General features: G+C 60.9%; 19 protein-coding genes. 7 read left to right on the forward strand and 12 right to left on the reverse strand.

The window, feature by feature from the left end; genetic code table 11:
• Positions 1–392 precede the first annotated feature (392 nt).
• The 3 genes from J3P73_RS08520 to J3P73_RS08530 all read left to right on the forward strand — a co-directional run bounded on the left by J3P73_RS08520 (position 393) and on the right by J3P73_RS08530 (position 2,828).
• The gene (locus J3P73_RS08520) at positions 393–878 is read left to right on the forward strand and encodes a response regulator (RefSeq protein ID WP_018070600.1); all 486 of its coding nucleotides are present in this window, start codon (positions 393–395) and stop codon (positions 876–878) included.
• Positions 879–960: 82 nt separating this feature from the next.
• The gene (gene recO, locus J3P73_RS08525; protein ID WP_130691122.1) at positions 961–1,731 is read left to right on the forward strand and encodes a DNA repair protein RecO; all 771 of its coding nucleotides are present in this window, start codon (positions 961–963) and stop codon (positions 1,729–1,731) included.
• 101 nt (positions 1,732–1,832) lie between these two features.
• Positions 1,833–2,828, forward strand: a complete 996-nt coding sequence (locus J3P73_RS08530; protein ID WP_130655097.1) for an aldo/keto reductase — start codon at positions 1,833–1,835, stop codon at positions 2,826–2,828.
• Positions 2,829–2,936: 108 nt separating this feature from the next.
• Here J3P73_RS08530 and J3P73_RS08535 read toward each other — a convergent pair whose 3' ends face one another.
• From J3P73_RS08535 to J3P73_RS08545, 3 genes are all read right to left on the reverse strand, one after another.
• A complete protein-coding gene (locus J3P73_RS08535) occupies positions 2,937–3,794 on the reverse strand; it encodes an MOSC domain-containing protein (protein WP_130691120.1) in 858 nt (285 codons plus the stop codon).
• Between the two features lie 9 nt (positions 3,795–3,803).
• Entirely contained in the window at positions 3,804–4,463 is a 660-nt protein-coding gene (locus J3P73_RS08540) for an HD domain-containing protein (protein WP_207579998.1), read from the reverse strand.
• A gap of 136 nt (positions 4,464–4,599) precedes the next feature.
• Positions 4,600–6,501 (reverse strand): putative bifunctional diguanylate cyclase/phosphodiesterase, encoded by a 1,902-nt coding sequence (locus tag J3P73_RS08545; protein ID WP_024321233.1) that lies wholly within the window; start codon positions 6,499–6,501, stop codon positions 4,600–4,602.
• Positions 6,502–6,928: 427 nt separating this feature from the next.
• Here J3P73_RS08545 and J3P73_RS08550 point away from each other — a divergent pair, with 427 nt between their 5' ends.
• Together J3P73_RS08550 and J3P73_RS08555 are read left to right on the forward strand one after the other, a co-directional pair.
• Positions 6,929–7,282 (forward strand): hypothetical protein, encoded by a 354-nt coding sequence (locus J3P73_RS08550; protein WP_197726822.1) that lies wholly within the window; start codon positions 6,929–6,931, stop codon positions 7,280–7,282.
• A gap of 228 nt (positions 7,283–7,510) precedes the next feature.
• Entirely contained in the window at positions 7,511–8,026 is a 516-nt protein-coding gene (locus tag J3P73_RS08555; protein WP_130691116.1) for a superoxide dismutase family protein, read from the forward strand.
• 110 nt (positions 8,027–8,136) lie between these two features.
• Here J3P73_RS08555 and J3P73_RS08560 read toward each other — a convergent pair whose 3' ends face one another.
• From J3P73_RS08560 to J3P73_RS08595, 8 genes are all read right to left on the reverse strand, one after another.
• Complete coding sequence (locus J3P73_RS08560; protein ID WP_130661307.1) at positions 8,137–9,021, reverse strand: mechanosensitive ion channel family protein; 885 nt, start codon at positions 9,019–9,021, stop codon at positions 8,137–8,139.
• A 58-nt stretch (positions 9,022–9,079) separates the two neighbouring features.
• Positions 9,080–9,610, reverse strand: coding sequence for a tyrosine phosphatase family protein (locus J3P73_RS08565; RefSeq protein ID WP_130655102.1), 531 nt, complete (start codon positions 9,608–9,610; stop codon positions 9,080–9,082).
• Positions 9,607–10,215: an HD domain-containing protein gene (locus J3P73_RS08570; protein ID WP_207579871.1), complete on the reverse strand. Its 609-nt coding sequence runs from the start codon at positions 10,213–10,215 to the stop codon at positions 9,607–9,609. The genes J3P73_RS08565 and J3P73_RS08570 overlap by 4 nt, the downstream gene beginning before the upstream one ends.
• The gene (gene ygfZ, locus J3P73_RS08575) at positions 10,212–11,075 is read right to left on the reverse strand and encodes a CAF17-like 4Fe-4S cluster assembly/insertion protein YgfZ (RefSeq protein ID WP_130655103.1); all 864 of its coding nucleotides are present in this window, start codon (positions 11,073–11,075) and stop codon (positions 10,212–10,214) included. The genes J3P73_RS08570 and ygfZ overlap by 4 nt, the downstream gene beginning before the upstream one ends.
• A gap of 98 nt (positions 11,076–11,173) precedes the next feature.
• Positions 11,174–11,926 (reverse strand): hypothetical protein, encoded by a 753-nt coding sequence (locus J3P73_RS08580; RefSeq protein WP_207579872.1) that lies wholly within the window; start codon positions 11,924–11,926, stop codon positions 11,174–11,176.
• Positions 11,927–11,944: 18 nt separating this feature from the next.
• Positions 11,945–12,202, reverse strand: coding sequence for a hypothetical protein (locus tag J3P73_RS08585; RefSeq protein ID WP_003546972.1), 258 nt, complete (start codon positions 12,200–12,202; stop codon positions 11,945–11,947).
• A gap of 103 nt (positions 12,203–12,305) precedes the next feature.
• Entirely contained in the window at positions 12,306–12,749 is a 444-nt protein-coding gene (locus J3P73_RS08590) for a TIGR02301 family protein (protein ID WP_018070587.1), read from the reverse strand.
• 34 nt (positions 12,750–12,783) lie between these two features.
• Positions 12,784–13,200, reverse strand: coding sequence for an NUDIX hydrolase (locus tag J3P73_RS08595; protein ID WP_130691114.1), 417 nt, complete (start codon positions 13,198–13,200; stop codon positions 12,784–12,786).
• Positions 13,201–13,272: 72 nt separating this feature from the next.
• On the opposite strand from J3P73_RS08595, the gene J3P73_RS08600 reads away from it, so the two are divergent.
• Both J3P73_RS08600 and J3P73_RS08605 read left to right on the forward strand, forming a co-directional pair.
• Positions 13,273–13,593, forward strand: coding sequence for a YnfA family protein (locus J3P73_RS08600; protein WP_064251408.1), 321 nt, complete (start codon positions 13,273–13,275; stop codon positions 13,591–13,593).
• 41 nt (positions 13,594–13,634) lie between these two features.
• Complete coding sequence (locus J3P73_RS08605) at positions 13,635–14,399, forward strand: SOS response-associated peptidase (protein ID WP_130655106.1); 765 nt, start codon at positions 13,635–13,637, stop codon at positions 14,397–14,399.
• Between the two features lie 225 nt (positions 14,400–14,624).
• Here the strand turns inward: J3P73_RS08605 and J3P73_RS08610 are convergent, their stop codons facing one another.
• Entirely contained in the window at positions 14,625–14,771 is a 147-nt protein-coding gene (locus J3P73_RS08610; protein ID WP_018070583.1) for a hypothetical protein, read from the reverse strand.
• Positions 14,772–15,019: the final 248 nt, after the last annotated feature.

A 15,019-nucleotide genomic window follows, 5' to 3' on the forward strand; every position in this document is an offset into this window, starting at 1 on the left:
GTCGGATCATTCCGTTACAGCGGCTGCAGCTCATTGAGACTGCGCGCAAAACATAGGAAGATCCTGCCTGCGGAGACCCATTATGCGGCGACCAGGTGTCGACCGCGCAGACAACCCTGCTCCCGGCGCTGGACAGCTTTGAAGACAACATCGCCCAACCAATCGAATACACCGCGGGTGCGCGTTCCTCAAAAACAGAGCCAATACCGAATGGCAAAACAAAACAGCCTTGACTAAGGCAATGCGATTAGACAACCGCTGCACACTTTTGCGCGACATGCTTTAGCCAAGCAGCCTGGTTATGTCTTTTTTAAATGCAGATTAGCAGCAGGGAAAATAAGGTCAGCCGACATCTTTCCTCCGATTTTGATTCTTATCGACCGGGCAGAAAAATGGTTTATTCAGAAAAGGTGGCGGAATTCACCGATAGCGTGCCATGCGGGGCACCGGAGGGCAATGATGTTGGCGAAATGGCCGGGGCGCTGCGACAAGTGCCCGACGAGGGGCATGGAATCATGAGCGCAACCCGTGTTCTGGTTCTTGAAGACAGTCTGATCATCGCGATGGAGGCGGAAGATATTTTGCGCCTGGCAGGTGTCGAGAGCATCGATATCGTCGGCAGTTTGGAACAGGCGAGGGCTGCCATCGCTGCGGAGAAATATGATTTCGCCCTTCTCGACGTCAATCTCGGCGAGGGCATGAGCTTCGGATTTGCCCGCCATCTTCTCGATATCGGCATCCCCTTCGGCTTCGTCAGCGGCTATTCCGATACAGGCGATTTCCCGGCCGACCTGCAGCAAATACCGCTTCTGGTGAAACCGTTCGACGAAACGGCAATGCGTGAATTCCTGCAGAGGCTTTTCCCGGCTGTAGCCTGATGCGGTCCATGACAGAAGTGGTCCATGACAGAAACCGGGCCTTGGATTAGGATGGATTCGTCAGCCGCAGGGACTTCTTTCGATGCAATGGCAGGATCAGGCGATCATTCTGGGCGTCAAGCGCCACGGCGAGACGAGCGTCATTGCCGAGGTGATGACGCGTGATCGCGGCCGTCATCTCGGCCTGGTGCGTTCCGGCCGCTCGCGCGCCATGCAGCCGGTGCTGCAGGCGGGCAACGCCGTGGAGGTCATCTGGCGTGCCCGGCTTGACGAGCATCTCGGCGAATTCCGCGTCGAGCCCGTGACGCTGCGCGCCGCCCGCCTGATGGAAACGGCGACCGCCGTCTACGGAGTTCAGGCGATGGGCGCGTTGCTGCGGCTGCTGCCGGAGCGTGACCCGCATCCGCACCTCTTCGATGCGCTGGAGGTCATCCTCGATCACCTGCACAACCCGGCTGATGCCGGCGAACTCTTCGTACGCTTCGAGCTTGCGGTGCTGAATGATCTCGGCTTCGGCCTCGATCTCGCCGAATGCGCCGCGACCGGCGCCCGTTCCGATCTCGTCTATGTCTCGCCGAAATCCGGCCGCGCCGTCAGCCGCGCCGCGGGTGCGCCCTGGGCGGACAAAATGCTGCTCCTGCCGCCGTTCCTCAGCGTCGAAGGCAATCATGCGGCCGACTTCGATAGTCTCTCAACCGCATTCCGTCTGACAGGGTTCTTTCTGCATCGCCATGTTTACGAGCCGCGCGGCATCGAGGCGGCAACTGCCCGCGACGGTTTCGTTCAGGCGGCGCTCAAGGCGCTTAATCCAGCCTTGCGGACGCTTTCCGGCCCGAATGGTATTTCCGCCTGACCTCGTTTTTTACGGGTGCAAAACATCCTCCGGATTTGGCGGTTTACCTGCCCATGAGCGCTTCCTATGTGTTCACAGGATTGCCAATCGAGGAGGACCTCATGCTGACCAAGACCGCATCACCGACGACGATCACGCTCTGGAACGGCCGCGAAATTCCGCGCCTCGGCATGGGATGCTGGGCGATCGGCGGCCCCTTCTTCGCCGGCGACACGCCGCTCGGCTGGGGCGATGTCAACGACGATGAATCCGTGGAGGCGATCCACCGTGCCATCGAACTCGGCATCCGCTTCTTCGACACGGCCTCGAACTATGGCGCTGGCCACTCGGAGGAGGTGCTCGGTCGGGCGATAGGCAATCGCGACGATATCGTCATCGCCACCAAGTTCGGCTTCGCCACAGATCCGGCTACCAAGCAGGCAACCGGCGCCTTCGCCGATGAGGCCTTCATCCGCCGTTCGGTCGAGACCTCGTTGCGCCGCCTCAAGCGCGAGCGCCTCGATCTCCTGCAGTTCCATCTCAATGATTTTCCGCTAGATCAATCGGATGCCGTCTTCGATACGCTGGAGGCGCTGCGCGCCGAAGGCAAGATCGACGCGTTCGGCTGGAGCACCGATTTTCCCGATCGCGCCGCCCGTCATACCGGCCGCCAGGGCTACGTCTCGGTCCAGCATACGATGAACGTCTTCGAGCCGGTGCCGGAGATGATTGCGGTGATCGAGGGGAAGGGGCTGATCTCCATCAATCGCGGTCCGCTGGCGATGGGTCTGCTCACCGGCAAGTTCACCGCTGACAAGGCAGTGGGCGCCAAGGATGTCCGCGGTGCTGCGCTCGAGTGGATGGTCTATTTCAAGGATGGCCGCATGGCCCCGGAATTCGCTGCAAGGCTCGATGCCGTCCGCGATCTCCTGACATCAGGCGGCCGCACGCTGACGCAGGGCGCGCTTGCCTGGCTCTGGGCACGCTCGCCGCGCACCCTTCCCATCCCGGGCTTCCGCACCGTCGCCCAGGTGGAGGAAAATGCCGGCGCGCTGGAGAAGGGACCCCTGTCGGCCGATGTCATGGCAGGCATCGACACCGCACTCGCGCGCGTGTGACGATTCTAGAGCGGTTCAGCTTTTCACGGAAGCGCAGAACCGCTCTAACTCTTTGTATTCACGCAATTCCGGACGGAAAACCGCTTCGCACTTTTCCTGGAATTGCTTCTATGCTGCGGCGCGACGCTTGAGCGCCCAGCCTTCCGGCCTCTCTTCAATGATGCTGACGGTGTCACCGATCGTGATCTTGCCACTGCCGCGTGGCGTGACGTTCCAGCCGAAGAGCGGGCCGGGCACGCGCCGGTCGGCCGACATGCGGATGCGGCCCATGGCCGGCATCGGGTTTGGTCCCTCGCGGGACCCGGTCAACTGGTCCTGAGTCGTCATGATGCAGCGGGAACAGGGTTTGACGAGATCAAAGCGGATGCCGGCGATCTCGATCGCCGCCCAGCGGTCCTCCGGCCAGGCTTCGTCCGTATCGATGACGACGTTCGGACGGAAGCGTTCCATGCCGACACTGCCTTCGCCATGGGCGGCGAGATCGGCATTCAATGCCTTCAGCGAGCCCGTCGTCGCCACCAGGATCTGGTAACCGTCGGTAAAGGTGACAGGCGTGCCTTCGCCAGCCCATTCGGCATTCGCCGTCCGCCGCGCCTGCCCGTCGAAGAAGACCAGCCGCACCTCGCGGCCAAGCCATTCGGAAAGCTGCCGGTTGCTCTCCGGATCGGCGACGGCGGCGCTGACGGCAGATTTCCAAACGATCACATCCATGCGGTTTTCAGGCTGAGGCGCTGCTACCGATATGTCCGTTTTCCCCTGCATCAGCAGCCGAAAGGCGCTTGCCTCCGGTCGCACCTCGATGCGCGCGAGATCTGGCAGTTCGCGTTGGGTGATGAAGTGACCCTGCGCATCGGTGATCATCGCCCGTCGGTCGCCGGGAAGTCCGTAACCGTCGATGTCGGCGGCCGGCAGCGCAATGCCGCGGGCGCTCTTGAGCGGGTAGATGAAGAGGTCGCTGACATGCATGTTGTGCTCCTAGATTTCGTCCATGAATTCCGAGAGGAAATCGCGCAGGCTTTTGTCACGCGCGGCCGCCAGCCTGCGGCCGGTCTCGGTCTGGAACCCTTCCGCCAGTTTGAACAGCTTCGTCTGGAAATGGTCAATGGCATAACGCTTGTCGTCGAGCGGGCGGTCCGCCGCCGCCGGGTCGAACGGATCGTAGAGCCCGGATCCCAGTCGCCCGGCGATATAGAAGCAGCGGGCGACGCCGACCATGCCGATCGCATCCAGCCGGTCGGCATCCTGCAGGATCTTCGCTTCCAGCGTCTGCGGCGTCACCCCGGCCGAGAAACTATGCGCGGTGATTGCGTGGGCTGCTGCTTCAATATCCGCCTCGCTCCAGCCGAGTTCTGCCAGGATCGCCGATGCCTTCTCCGCCGCCAAAGCCGATGCTCTTGCCCGCAGCGGCGAATTCTTCTCGACTGCGACGCAGTCATGCAGCAGCACGGAAGCGGCAAGCACCCGACCGTCGCCGCCTTCTCCCTCATGGATGCGTATGGCATTCCTGAAGACGCGCAGGATATGGGCAAGGTCGTGCGAGCCGTCGTCGCCATCGGCAGCATGCGCAATCAGCGCCGCGGCAAGCGTTTCGTGTGGGGAGAAAGCTTCAGCCGCGAACATAGCGCCACCTGTCATGAGGAAGATCGTTTTCCGCCGATAGGCATCGGCGCGGAATGGAATGCGGGCGGTAAAAGGATGCGACAACGAAGATCTCAGGAATCGCAGCCGATTTTGTAGCGGCTTGCCGTGCGAGTCGCAATCGAGGGGGATCTCAGTGCTTGGCTTCAGGAAGATGCGTCACGCCGCCGTTCGGCGGCAGGGAGAGAAGATGGGGCACGTCACGCGCCGGTCGCGGCGGACTGATGTGATAGCCCTGGATTTCGTCGCATTCCTCGCATTCGAGCAGCGCCAGTTGGGCGGCCGTCTCGACGCCCTCGACGGTGACGCGCATGCCGAGCGCATCGCCGAGCAGGATGATCGCGTGCATGATCGCATGCGCTTCCTTGTTGTCGACGATGTCGTTGACGAAGGACTTATCGATCTTGATCTTGTCGAAGGGGAAGCTCGAGAGATAGCTCAGTGAGGAATAGCCGGTTCCGAAATCGTCCATCGAGATGCGGATGCCGCGCTCCTTCAGCGCATGCAGGATCGGCAGCACGTCGCTCAGATTTTCCATCAGCACGCTCTCGGTGATTTCGAGTTCAAGCCGCGACGGCGACAGCGCCGCGGCGGCAAGCGCCTCGCTGACATCTTGCGTCAGGTCGCTGCTGCTGAATTGGATTGCCGAAACGTTGACGGCGATCTTGATGCCCTCCGGCCATTGCGCTGCATCGTTGCAGGCCCGGTGCAAAACCCAACGGCCGATATCAACGACAAGGCCGACCTCTTCGGCAAGCGGAATGAAATCCATCGGCGGAACGCGGCCTCGAGCTGGGTGGTTCCAACGGATCAACGCTTCGAAACCACAGATGCGCCGCTGCACGAGGTCATAAAGCGGCTGGTAGTGCAGCTCGAATTCTTCATTCTCAACGGCTGCTCTGAGGTCCGCCTCCAGCGCGTGGCGCAACTGGATCTGCGCTTCCATCTCGCTGGCGAAGAAACGTTCGCGTTTGCGCCCGTCCGCCTTGGCATGTGACAGCGCCACGCCGGCATTTTTCAACAGGATATCGGTTTCCTCGCCATCCTCAGGGGCGATTGCGATGCCCATGGAGACGCTGAGTTCCACCTGTTTTTCGCCGTGGAGGAATGGTTTGGAAAGCTCCCGGCGGATCCGCTCGGCAAGCGCCGTCACGTTCCGGGGCTGCTGCTTGCCCGTCTGCAGGATGGCGAATTCGTCCGAGCCGAGGCGCGCCAGGGTGTTTTCCGAACCGGCCGAGGCTCGGATGCGCTCGGCGACCTGCAGCAGGATCTTGTCGCCGGCCGAAACGCCCATCGTGTTGTTGATCGATTTGAACCGGTCGAGATTGAGGTGAACGAGGGCAATCTGCTGATCTGGCCTGCGCTCTGTGAGCGTCGCATCCACCTGCTCGCGGAAATGAATGCGATTCGGAAGGCCGGTGAGCGGGTCGTGGTGGGCGAGATAGGTGATGCGCTCGGCCGCCCTTCGATCCTCGGTAATATCGGCATGAATGGAAATGTTGCTGCCGTCGGAAAGGATAGTCACCATGCTCTGGATGATGCGGCCATCGTCCATCAACCATTCGCGCCGACGGAGACTACTGCTCCTTACGGTTGCGGAAGAATGTCGCCCGGCCCGCCGGCCGGGCTTGGTGCTGGCGCTCTCCGTGCCGCGCATTTTGGCCGTGAGATCGGCGATTGTCGCGCCGGCAATGACATCTTCGTCCGTCAGGTCGAAGAGCTGGCGGAAGCGGGTGTTGGAAAGCGTCAGCCGCTGGTCGGAGTCGAAGACGCTGAGACCGAGCGGCAGGTTGTTGAGGATGATTTCGAAGAGTTTTTTCTGTCCGTCGAACGCTTGGCTGAGGGCGGAAATATTGCCTGTCAGCGCATGGTTTTCCCTTAGCAGCGTTTCCGCGCTTCTCTCGATTTCGTCATAGTCGCTTTCATGGACGCGATAGGTCGCGATCACAAGATCCATCAGGCGCTGCGCATCGATCGATCCGTCGGCGGTGACGGCCTCGGTGCATTGCCGCCAGAAAAGCGCTTCAGCTTTCATGTGAATGCGTCTCGCGGGACGATAGCGGAGGGAAGCGTCCTCGTTTGATGAACGTGCCTCATTTCGCCGGACATAGAAGACCTTTCTAAAATGAATACAGAGATTGATATTGATGAGCTGGACGCCTGCTGGTGATGCGTGAATGCCCATTTTGTATGGGCCGGATTAATATTCGGTTGCAGTGCAGCAGAGACCTCGCTGCGTTAGGCGTCTGTTTTATATGTGAAAAATACCTGAAATACGGAGAAAAGCGGCCCCCTGATGCTGGCAGAGGCCTGCGCTCGAGCATTCCCTTAACTTTTGTCAATCATCGTTAATGAGAAGTTAACAACTTATTGACGCACTGCGCAAATCAGTTTAACCACCGAGTCAACAGTGATTTTCCAAGTTCGTATTGCGTACAAACACCACCGGCAAAATGCGGTGAATGGAGGTTTGTATGACCAGCACCACATCCGTTTCAGACACGTCATATGCATATCTGGCGACGCTTTCGCGGCTCGATGCCAATGGCGATGGCGTACTCAGCCGCGGCGAACGTGCCGCCGATGAGAAGCCCGGCATCATCAAAGAGATCTTGGAAGACGACACGAGCAGCGACTCGCAGCCGAAATTTTCCGGCAGCCTGATTGCTCTGATGATGGACACGCACGACAGCGGCACGGCAAGCCGCATCGCCGTTTCCTATCCGTTGCAACAGATCGCGCCGGCATCAGGCAATCAGTCCGACGATCTCTACCGCAACACTTACGGCCAGTTCGATTTCGACGCCGTCGCTTAAGCTGCGGCTCAATTCGGGTGATCTGCAAGCCGGCCGTTTGGCCGGCTTTTCTTGTTCGATATTCTCTGCGCATAACCCCGAAAATCGGAATGATTTTCGGAAAGGATTATGCGCCAATTTAAAGTCGTAGCGCGTCCTTAGCGCGTCCTATCGGACGCGGCGCTCTATATCAGGAACACCTTCCGGTTTGATACGTTCAGATGGACAACCGGACGGAAGGAGATCTCCATGAAAGCCATGCGCATTATCGCCGCCTTGAGCCTGCTTGCGGTTGCATTGCCGGCAGGCGCTCAAGACAAGCAAACGGCGGTCGCCAATTTCGTCGGCAAGGACGGCAAGGAGGACGGTCGCGCGCAACTGACGGCTGCCGCCAATGGCGGCGTCCTGATCGAAGTCGAGATATCGGAACTGCCTGCGAACAAATGGGTGGCCTTTCACGTTCATGAGACCGGCCGCTGCGACGCTGCGACCCATCATGAGTCGGCGGGTGGTCACTTCAACCCTGGGAAGGCCGAGCACGGCATCCTTGCCGCAAAGGGGCCGCACGCCGGCGATATGCCCAATCAATATGTCGGGGAGGACGGCGTGCTGCGGGCACAGATCTTCGACAGCATGGTCACGCTCGACGGCAAGACCGACGGCATTCGCGGCCGCGCATTGATGGTTCACTCCAATTCGGATGATTACCGGAGCCAGCCTTCAGGCGATGCCGGGGAAAGACTGTCCTGCGGCGTCATCCAATAGCCTACGGCATAATTCCTTAAATCGGAATCGATTGAAGGACAAAACTATGCAGCAATTCAAAGTGTACAGTGTCGCGAGTCTTCAAAAAGACCCCGCGGCGCTGCAATGTCTTACTGCCGCGTCGGCATCGGCTTTACGGCAGCCGCCTTACCGTTGGACTTTTTTTCCGGCGCGGCATCTGAATCATCCGGCACAGCGTTAGGATTGTCGTCGAAGGCAAGTTTCACGCGCTTCACCATGTCACGGCTGACCAGCCACCAATCACCTGTCTTTGCCCAGTAGCGCAGCGCTACAGAGATCGTGCCGTCACCAAGGCTGTCGATGAAGACGCTGGGGGCCGGTGACGTCAGCACCCTGGAATCGGCTTTGGCAAGGTTCATCAGCGTCTCCATCGCCAGATCGATGTCATCCGCATAGGCGACGCTGATTTTCAGCTCGTTCCGCCGGGTAGGCTCGCGGGTGAAATTGGTAATGGGCGTATTCCAGAGCGTCGAATTCGGCGCCAAACGGTAGAGCCCGTCGCCGGTTTTGAGCTCGGTTGCAAACAATCCGATTTCGCGCACCGTGCCGGCCACGCTGCTGGTCTCGATATATTCGCCGACGCGGAAAGGCCTGAGGATCAGCAGCATAATGCCGGCGGCGATATTCTGCAGCGTCCCTTGCAGCGCCAGTCCGATCGCCAGGCCTGCTGCGCCGAGGGTTGCGATGATCGAAGCGGTCTGGACGCCGAATTGACCGAGGACGGTGATGAACACCAGGATGAGCAGCGCATAGCGCAGCACATTGGTGAAGAACCGGGCCAGCGTCTCGTCGATGCCATGAACCCGCGACAGACCTTCATAGGCCCAGCGGCTGGTAAAACCGGCCAGCGCCCAGCCAAGAACGAGCAGGATCACCGCCCCGAGGACGGAGAAGGAATATTGCACCGCAAGCGCGCTTGCCTGGCTGAGTGCCGATTGCGTGGCGAGGAGGACATCGGCTGCTTGTTGTTCCATGATCTGGCCCTGTCGATTGTACGTGGTCGGGGGCTAGATGGAGCGGCTGGAGGCAGCGTCAACCACCAACGGCGTCCCGGATCGCAAGCACGAAGGGCGCATTGCCGTCGGCATCCGCACCGCGTCCGATTGCCCGCACGGCCGCGACCAGCCGGCCGCCGCGGCCGAGCAACGCGTCACCGATCTCGATCAGTCGGGCATTCGGCGTCGCGAAAGGTGAGGCGGTTCGGAGCCGGCGGGCAAGCGTTTCCTCGCTCTGATCCGGTGCGAGCGACAGCGCGGCGATGAGGGCTGCCGCCGGTGATCGCGACACGCCCATCCAGCAATGGATGAGCAGCGGCGTCTCCTGTCGCCACGATGCGGCAAAGTCGATAATTGCTCGCACATGCGTCTCGTCAGGCGCCACGAGATCGCCGGTGCCTTTGAAGACGATGTCGTTCATGCCAAGCGTCAGATGACGTTCGGCCGCGATCACGCCGGGTCGGTGAAAGGCCTGCTCCTTGGCGATCAGGCTGATCATATCGCGCGCCTTATGGCGCACCGCCATTTCGGCAATGCGCGACAGCGGCGAGACGACGATAAAGGTCACGACACCATCTCCCGCTCGGCCTCGATCGCCGCGAAGCGCTCGCAGAACAATCGCTGCGCCTCGATCGCCGGCAGGGGCTCGATCATCAGCATGTCCTTGCTGATGCCGCGTGGCTGGCCGAAGAATTTCTGCGCCTCGGCGGGGGTGAAGCCGGCGAGCACCGTCGCCTCGAAATAGGCAGCGATCGTGTCGGCCTTCTTGATCCGGTCCTTGAGATCGCGCGAGGGATGCGGCGGCAGGCCGAAGCGCAGGTGCACGGCGGCTTCGAGCCGCTTTTCTACCGTCATGTAGCCGCCGCCGACCACCGATTTGAACGGCGATATCATATCGCCGATCACATATTCGGGTGCGTCGTGCAACAGCGCCATCAGGCACTCCTGCGGCCGCGCATCGTTGAAGCGGCGAAAAATATCCTCGACGACGAGACTGTGCTGAGCCACCGAAAAAGCATGATCGCCGGAGGTCTGGCCGTTCCAGCGGGCCACGCGCGCAAGCCCATGAGCGATGTCGGCGAGTTCGACGTCGAGCGGCGAGGGGTCGAGCAGGTCGAGCCTGCGCCCGGACAGCATGCGTTGCCAGGCACGCGGCGCTTTCGTCGTTGTCACGCGCTGGCCTCGTCGGCGCTGGCGGGAAAGACAAGGCCGGACCATGCCGGCAGGATGAGAGAAACAGGCGTTTCTCCGGCCAGCAGAGGCGTGCCTGCGGCCATCGCCGCGCCGGCGCGGTCGATGCGCACGATCGCAAGTCCACTACCGCCTTCGACCGAACCGAGCGTTCCCACCGGCTTGCCGGCGGCGGTGATCTCCGTCCCTGTCTCCGGCAAGGCTGTTGCGGCGGACACCGTGACGACGCGCCGGCGCGCGGTGCCGCGGTGCTGCATGCGCGAGACGACCTCCTGGCCGACATAGCAGCCTTTCCTGAAGGAGAGCCCACCGTTGAAATCCATCAGCACGTCATGCGGGAAGGCGTCCTGCAGGGCGAAGTCCGATCCTGATGTGACGATGCCGTGGCTGATTCGCAGCGCGTCGTAGAGCGCTTCTTTGCCATCACCAAGTTTGCCGGGCCGGCGGATCAGCGTGATGCCCGCCTTGGTGAAGCGGCTGTCCCGGACGCCCTGGCTGCCCCGGACGCCTTGGCTGTCCTCGGCATCCTCGCCCCAGCAAACGGTGACGCCCTCTTCGGTGCTTGGCGCAAGTGTGACGGCGGCGCGCAGCTTGTACATCGTCAACCGCTTCAGCAGGCTGTCGCGCTGGCCGGCATCGGTTTCGATCATGTAACCGTCGCCGTCCTGCCAGATCATGAAATCGAACAGGATCTTGCCCTGCGGCGTCAAGAGTGCCCCGGGCCGCGCCTCGTCGGGCCCAAGCGAGGTGATATCGGTGGTGATCAGGTTTTGCAGGAAGGGTTGGGCTTCCGCGCCGCTGACGAAGAGCAATGAGCGGTCTTTCAGGAATACGGCTGGCATGGCGGAACCTGTCGCGTTGGTCATCGCTCAGAGGTATGTCTTCATGAGCTGGATCGCAAGCGCCATGCGAGACGTGAAAGGCGCAGCCAAGACGGGTGTCAGTCGCCCGCCGTGAAGAATTTCCATTTGCCCTCAGGCGTGATGCCGAGGCGATAGAAATTGTATCCGCCGAATTCCTGCATGTCGGAGAGATCGCCGGCCGTGACGATGCGCAGCAGCTCGACGCGCTCCGGCGGGGTCAGCGACTTCAGGTCCTTTTCGGCAAAATAGGGCCAGACATACATGTCGTCTGCTGTGCCCTGGCCGACATGCACGAAGCCGGTCGAGATGATGTCGAGCATGATGGCAAGGATCTCGTCGCCGTCGGGATCGCCCGATAGATCCTTCAGCGTGCCGATAGGATCGTCGGTCGGCTCGCCCACAGTCACCTGCGTCTGGTCGGCGCCGGTGCCCATCAGCGGTCGCAGCCGCTCGAGATCGCCGGAGGCGGCCGCCTCGACGATCTGCTCGCGCGTCTTGCGAACCAGCTCTGGCACCTTGCTGATGTCGTAGATTACCTCGACGGGCTTGGAACTGTCCTGAGCGCCCGGCGTCTTGTCGGCACCCTGATTGTTCTGGCTGTTGACCAGCGGATCGGCCATGGGGACGCCGGGAGTGGTCTGCGGCTGGCTCTGTCCCTGAGCGCTTCCTTGCGCGGGCGGCGTGTCGTTGGCCGCCTGGCCGGGGATCTTGTGCAGTTCGGAAAGCGCGTAGGCTGCCGGCGCAAGGAAAACATTGCCGGCGGCGAGGCTGAACGCAAGCAGCACCGGCGCGAGCGAAATTCGCGAAACTTTCTCTTTACCGGTGTGCATCAAACTCTCTGATAACAATTATTGCAGGGTGCGGTTCGCGGAGAATTCGCCGGCAAGCATGCGCTCACGCAGCGAATCCAGCAGGGCTTCGGCGCTCTTTTCACCATGCAATCTGATCGTCTCGCGCAGCGCATGTGCAATGGCGGCATCAGCGATGATTTCAGGCTCGATACCGTCGGCCATGCCATCGGCCCAAGCCTCGTTCTGGTACTCCAGAGCTGCCTGCATCTTTTCGTGGACGATCATGTCGTCGATGTCGTTGAGGCTTGCTTCCATTGTCTTTTCCTCAGAACTTCTCATGTCTTACTGCACCGTTAACAACACTAACAGCCTTTTCCCAAAACGACACGTCCGCATGCGAAAACAGGTTAATTAAACGTCAATTTCCAAAGCGCGAGGTAATTTCTGTGGCAAGTGTTGCACCTTCGTTACGGTAGCGCTCTTCTGCCACGATGGCCGCCGGGGTGCAATCCGTATAGACCGAGGCGAAGGCGCGATAGCCGCGATTGAACGCCGCTGTGAGCTTTTCCTTGCGCAACTGCTCGTTGCCGGTCTCCGAATCGAGCAGCTGCTGCATGCCGTTTCGCCACTCGTCGCCACCCGCTGCCTTGCAGAGCGTTCTCAGATAATGCACCGAACCCAGCACCTCGGCGAACCGCGCCAGCTTGTCGTCATAGGGCACGCTCACGATCGGCGGCGCAATCTGCTCCTCCTGTGGAGGCGGCGTATTCTTGCCCTGCGCCATCGTAGGGCCGGCGAGCACGAGCAGGGACAGGAAAACGCGTCGAACGGGAATCATGCTCGTAGTTGATACGCTGAGCATGACGGCAACAAGGCGCACTTGAAAGTTTCCACGTCTATTCGCCGCCCGCCAGCCGCTCAGCGCATTCAAGCACGCTCTGCGGCACGGGCAGCCGCCGGATTTCCTCCACCGTATACCAACCGAGAGCGGCCGCATCGTCGGCAGCTTCTGCCACCGCGTCCCGATCCGCATCGACGCGGAAGACCGACAGCAGGAAATGGCTGTTGACGCTGCCGTCGGCCGCATGCGTCTTCAGGTCGTAGGTCGAAAACAGCCGCGGATTCCGTGCCGAAATGCCGGTCTCTTCATGGAATTCGCGCAATGCCGTTTGCTCCGGCGTTTCGCCGGGCTCGGCCCGCCCGCCGGGAAAGGCATACATGTCGGCGGAAGGCGGATTGCGCCGCAACACGAGGAGGAATCGCCCGTCTCGTTCGAGAATGGCGGAGGAGGCGGCTCTGGCTGTGGAGGTCATCGGGGCCTGCTCTTGCTGTGATCGCCCATCTTATCGGATGAAGAGTGCGATGGAGATTCGAAAGGTGCTTCCATGACCTACATCATCTTTGCGTTTGCCGCTCTCTTCGAGATTGCCGGCTGCTTTGCCTTCTGGGCATGGCTGAAGCTCGAAAAGCCCGTCTGGTGGCTGGCGCCGGGCATGGTCTCTCTGGCGCTTTTCGCCTGGGCTCTGACGCTGGTGCCGAGCGAGGCTGCCGGTCGTACCTTCGCGGCTTATGGCGGCATTTATATCCTCGCCTCGCTGCTCTGGCTGTGGCTGGTCGAGAGCCGCGTGCCTGATCGTTACGATATCGGCGGCGCGCTGATCTGCCTTGCCGGCGCCAGCCTCATCCTCTTCGCACCGAGAGGCTGAGGCGCCTTGACCGGACACGAGCCGGGTGTAAAGACAGGCCGATGTGTGGACGTTTCGCCCTGACAAGCTCCAGCGCCGACCTGAGCGACTTCTTCTCCGGTCTCGATCTCGACGATTTTCCGGCGCGCTACAACATTGCGCCGACGCAACCGATCCTTGCCGTCATATCAGGCGAGGGCAGGGAGCAGGGCAGCAACTTGGCCGACCGGCGCGCCGTACTCGTGCGCTGGGGCCTCACGCCGGGCTGGGTCAAGGATCCGAGAGATTTCCCGCTTCTGATCAACGCGCGCTCCGAAACCGCGATTGGCAAGGCCTCCTTCCGCGCCGCCATGCGTCATCGCCGCATGCTCATTCCGGTCTCCGGTTTCTATGAATGGCATCGCCCGCCGAAGGAACGCGGCGAGCGGCCGCAGGCCTACTGGATCAGGCCGCGCCAGGGTGGGGTCATCGCCTTTGCCGGGCTGATGGAGACATGGTCTTCGGCCGACGGCTCCGAGGTCGATACCGGCGCGATCCTGACGACATCAGCCAATTCAGCCATATCAGCGATCCACGATCGCATGCCAGTCGTCATCAAGCCCGAAGATTTCTCGCGCTGGCTCGATTGCAAGACGCAGGAGCCACGCGAGGTGGTCGACCTGATGCAGCCCGTTCAGGACGATTTCTTCGAGGCCGTCCCGGTCTCCGACAAGGTCAACAAGGTCGCCAATATGGGTCCCGACCTGCAAGAGGCGGTCGTCATCGAAAAGCCGCTGAAGGGGCCCGAGAAGCAAAAGCCGGACGACGGCCAGCTCAGCTTCTTCTGAACACTATCCGCCGCACCAGCAGGCCCGTCGGCGACCTATCGGCGCCGAAATCTCACATAAGCGGCGGCGATGCGTCGCTTCGTCCATCAGGTTTTTCAGGTTGTGCTTATGTCGCCAGTGCGTTGTCAGGAGATTTCCGGCGATCGCCTCGTCATTCACTTCCTCAGCGGTGCCTAACGCATGTAACCCGAAAGCACGCATGATTCCAATGTGAAGCCTTCCGCCTCAAGCGGATTTCTTGACGCTGGTCGGCCTATGCTTCGCCATCAGCGATGCTGCGGCAACAGCCTTCAGGCCGACGGGGCGATAGTTTGCGGCGAGGTCTGGCTTGGCCGCCTGCTGTTCGCTGGTACTACTCTTCTTCGAAGTCACGATACTCTCCTTGCGTGGTTCTTCCCTGGGTGTTTTATAGTTTGATGTTTCGTCACGAATAGCGACAAAATGGGGGCGTCGCTTATCAGGATTTGTAAACGCGCACCATAATTCGCGAGGCTTAACTGAAGCCTACGTTGGTTAAAACTTACTGAAGAGAGTAGTTCCAATAAAAGTGCGAAAGCGGTTTTCTGGGGAAAAGCGCGGAACAGTTTTCACCCGGATAAGCGCACGGTTTCTCCGGGGAA

This window comes from Rhizobium ruizarguesonis (assembly GCF_017357285.1).
GTDB lineage: Bacteria > Pseudomonadota > Alphaproteobacteria > Rhizobiales > Rhizobiaceae > Rhizobium > Rhizobium ruizarguesonis.

Bases quoted from the DNA above. Each gene is read 5' to 3' on its own strand.
- J3P73_RS08520 (WP_018070600.1), top strand. From the start codon at position 393: ATGGTTTATTCAGAAAAGGTGGCGGAATTCACCGATAGCGTGCCATGC.
- J3P73_RS08560 (WP_130661307.1), bottom strand. From the start codon at position 9,021: ATGGAACAACAAGCAGCCGATGTCCTCCTCGCCACGCAATCGGCACTC.
- J3P73_RS08530 (WP_130655097.1), top strand. From the start codon at position 1,833: ATGCTGACCAAGACCGCATCACCGACGACGATCACGCTCTGGAACGGC.
- recO (WP_130691122.1), top strand. From the start codon at position 961: ATGCAATGGCAGGATCAGGCGATCATTCTGGGCGTCAAGCGCCACGGC.
- J3P73_RS08605 (WP_130655106.1), top strand. From the start codon at position 13,635: ATGTGTGGACGTTTCGCCCTGACAAGCTCCAGCGCCGACCTGAGCGAC.
- J3P73_RS08545 (WP_024321233.1), bottom strand. From the start codon at position 6,501: ATGAAAGCTGAAGCGCTTTTCTGGCGGCAATGCACCGAGGCCGTCACC.
- J3P73_RS08535 (WP_130691120.1), bottom strand. From the start codon at position 3,794: ATGCATGTCAGCGACCTCTTCATCTACCCGCTCAAGAGCGCCCGCGGC.
- J3P73_RS08590 (WP_018070587.1), bottom strand. From the start codon at position 12,749: ATGCTCAGCGTATCAACTACGAGCATGATTCCCGTTCGACGCGTTTTC.
- J3P73_RS08600 (WP_064251408.1), top strand. From the start codon at position 13,273: ATGACCTACATCATCTTTGCGTTTGCCGCTCTCTTCGAGATTGCCGGC.
- J3P73_RS08555 (WP_130691116.1), top strand. From the start codon at position 7,511: ATGAAAGCCATGCGCATTATCGCCGCCTTGAGCCTGCTTGCGGTTGCA.
- J3P73_RS08585 (WP_003546972.1), bottom strand. From the start codon at position 12,202: ATGGAAGCAAGCCTCAACGACATCGACGACATGATCGTCCACGAAAAG.
- J3P73_RS08580 (WP_207579872.1), bottom strand. From the start codon at position 11,926: ATGCACACCGGTAAAGAGAAAGTTTCGCGAATTTCGCTCGCGCCGGTG.
- ygfZ (WP_130655103.1), bottom strand. From the start codon at position 11,075: ATGCCAGCCGTATTCCTGAAAGACCGCTCATTGCTCTTCGTCAGCGGC.
- J3P73_RS08550 (WP_197726822.1), top strand. From the start codon at position 6,929: ATGGAGGTTTGTATGACCAGCACCACATCCGTTTCAGACACGTCATAT.
- J3P73_RS08595 (WP_130691114.1), bottom strand. From the start codon at position 13,200: ATGACCTCCACAGCCAGAGCCGCCTCCTCCGCCATTCTCGAACGAGAC.
- J3P73_RS08540 (WP_207579998.1), bottom strand. From the start codon at position 4,463: ATGACAGGTGGCGCTATGTTCGCGGCTGAAGCTTTCTCCCCACACGAA.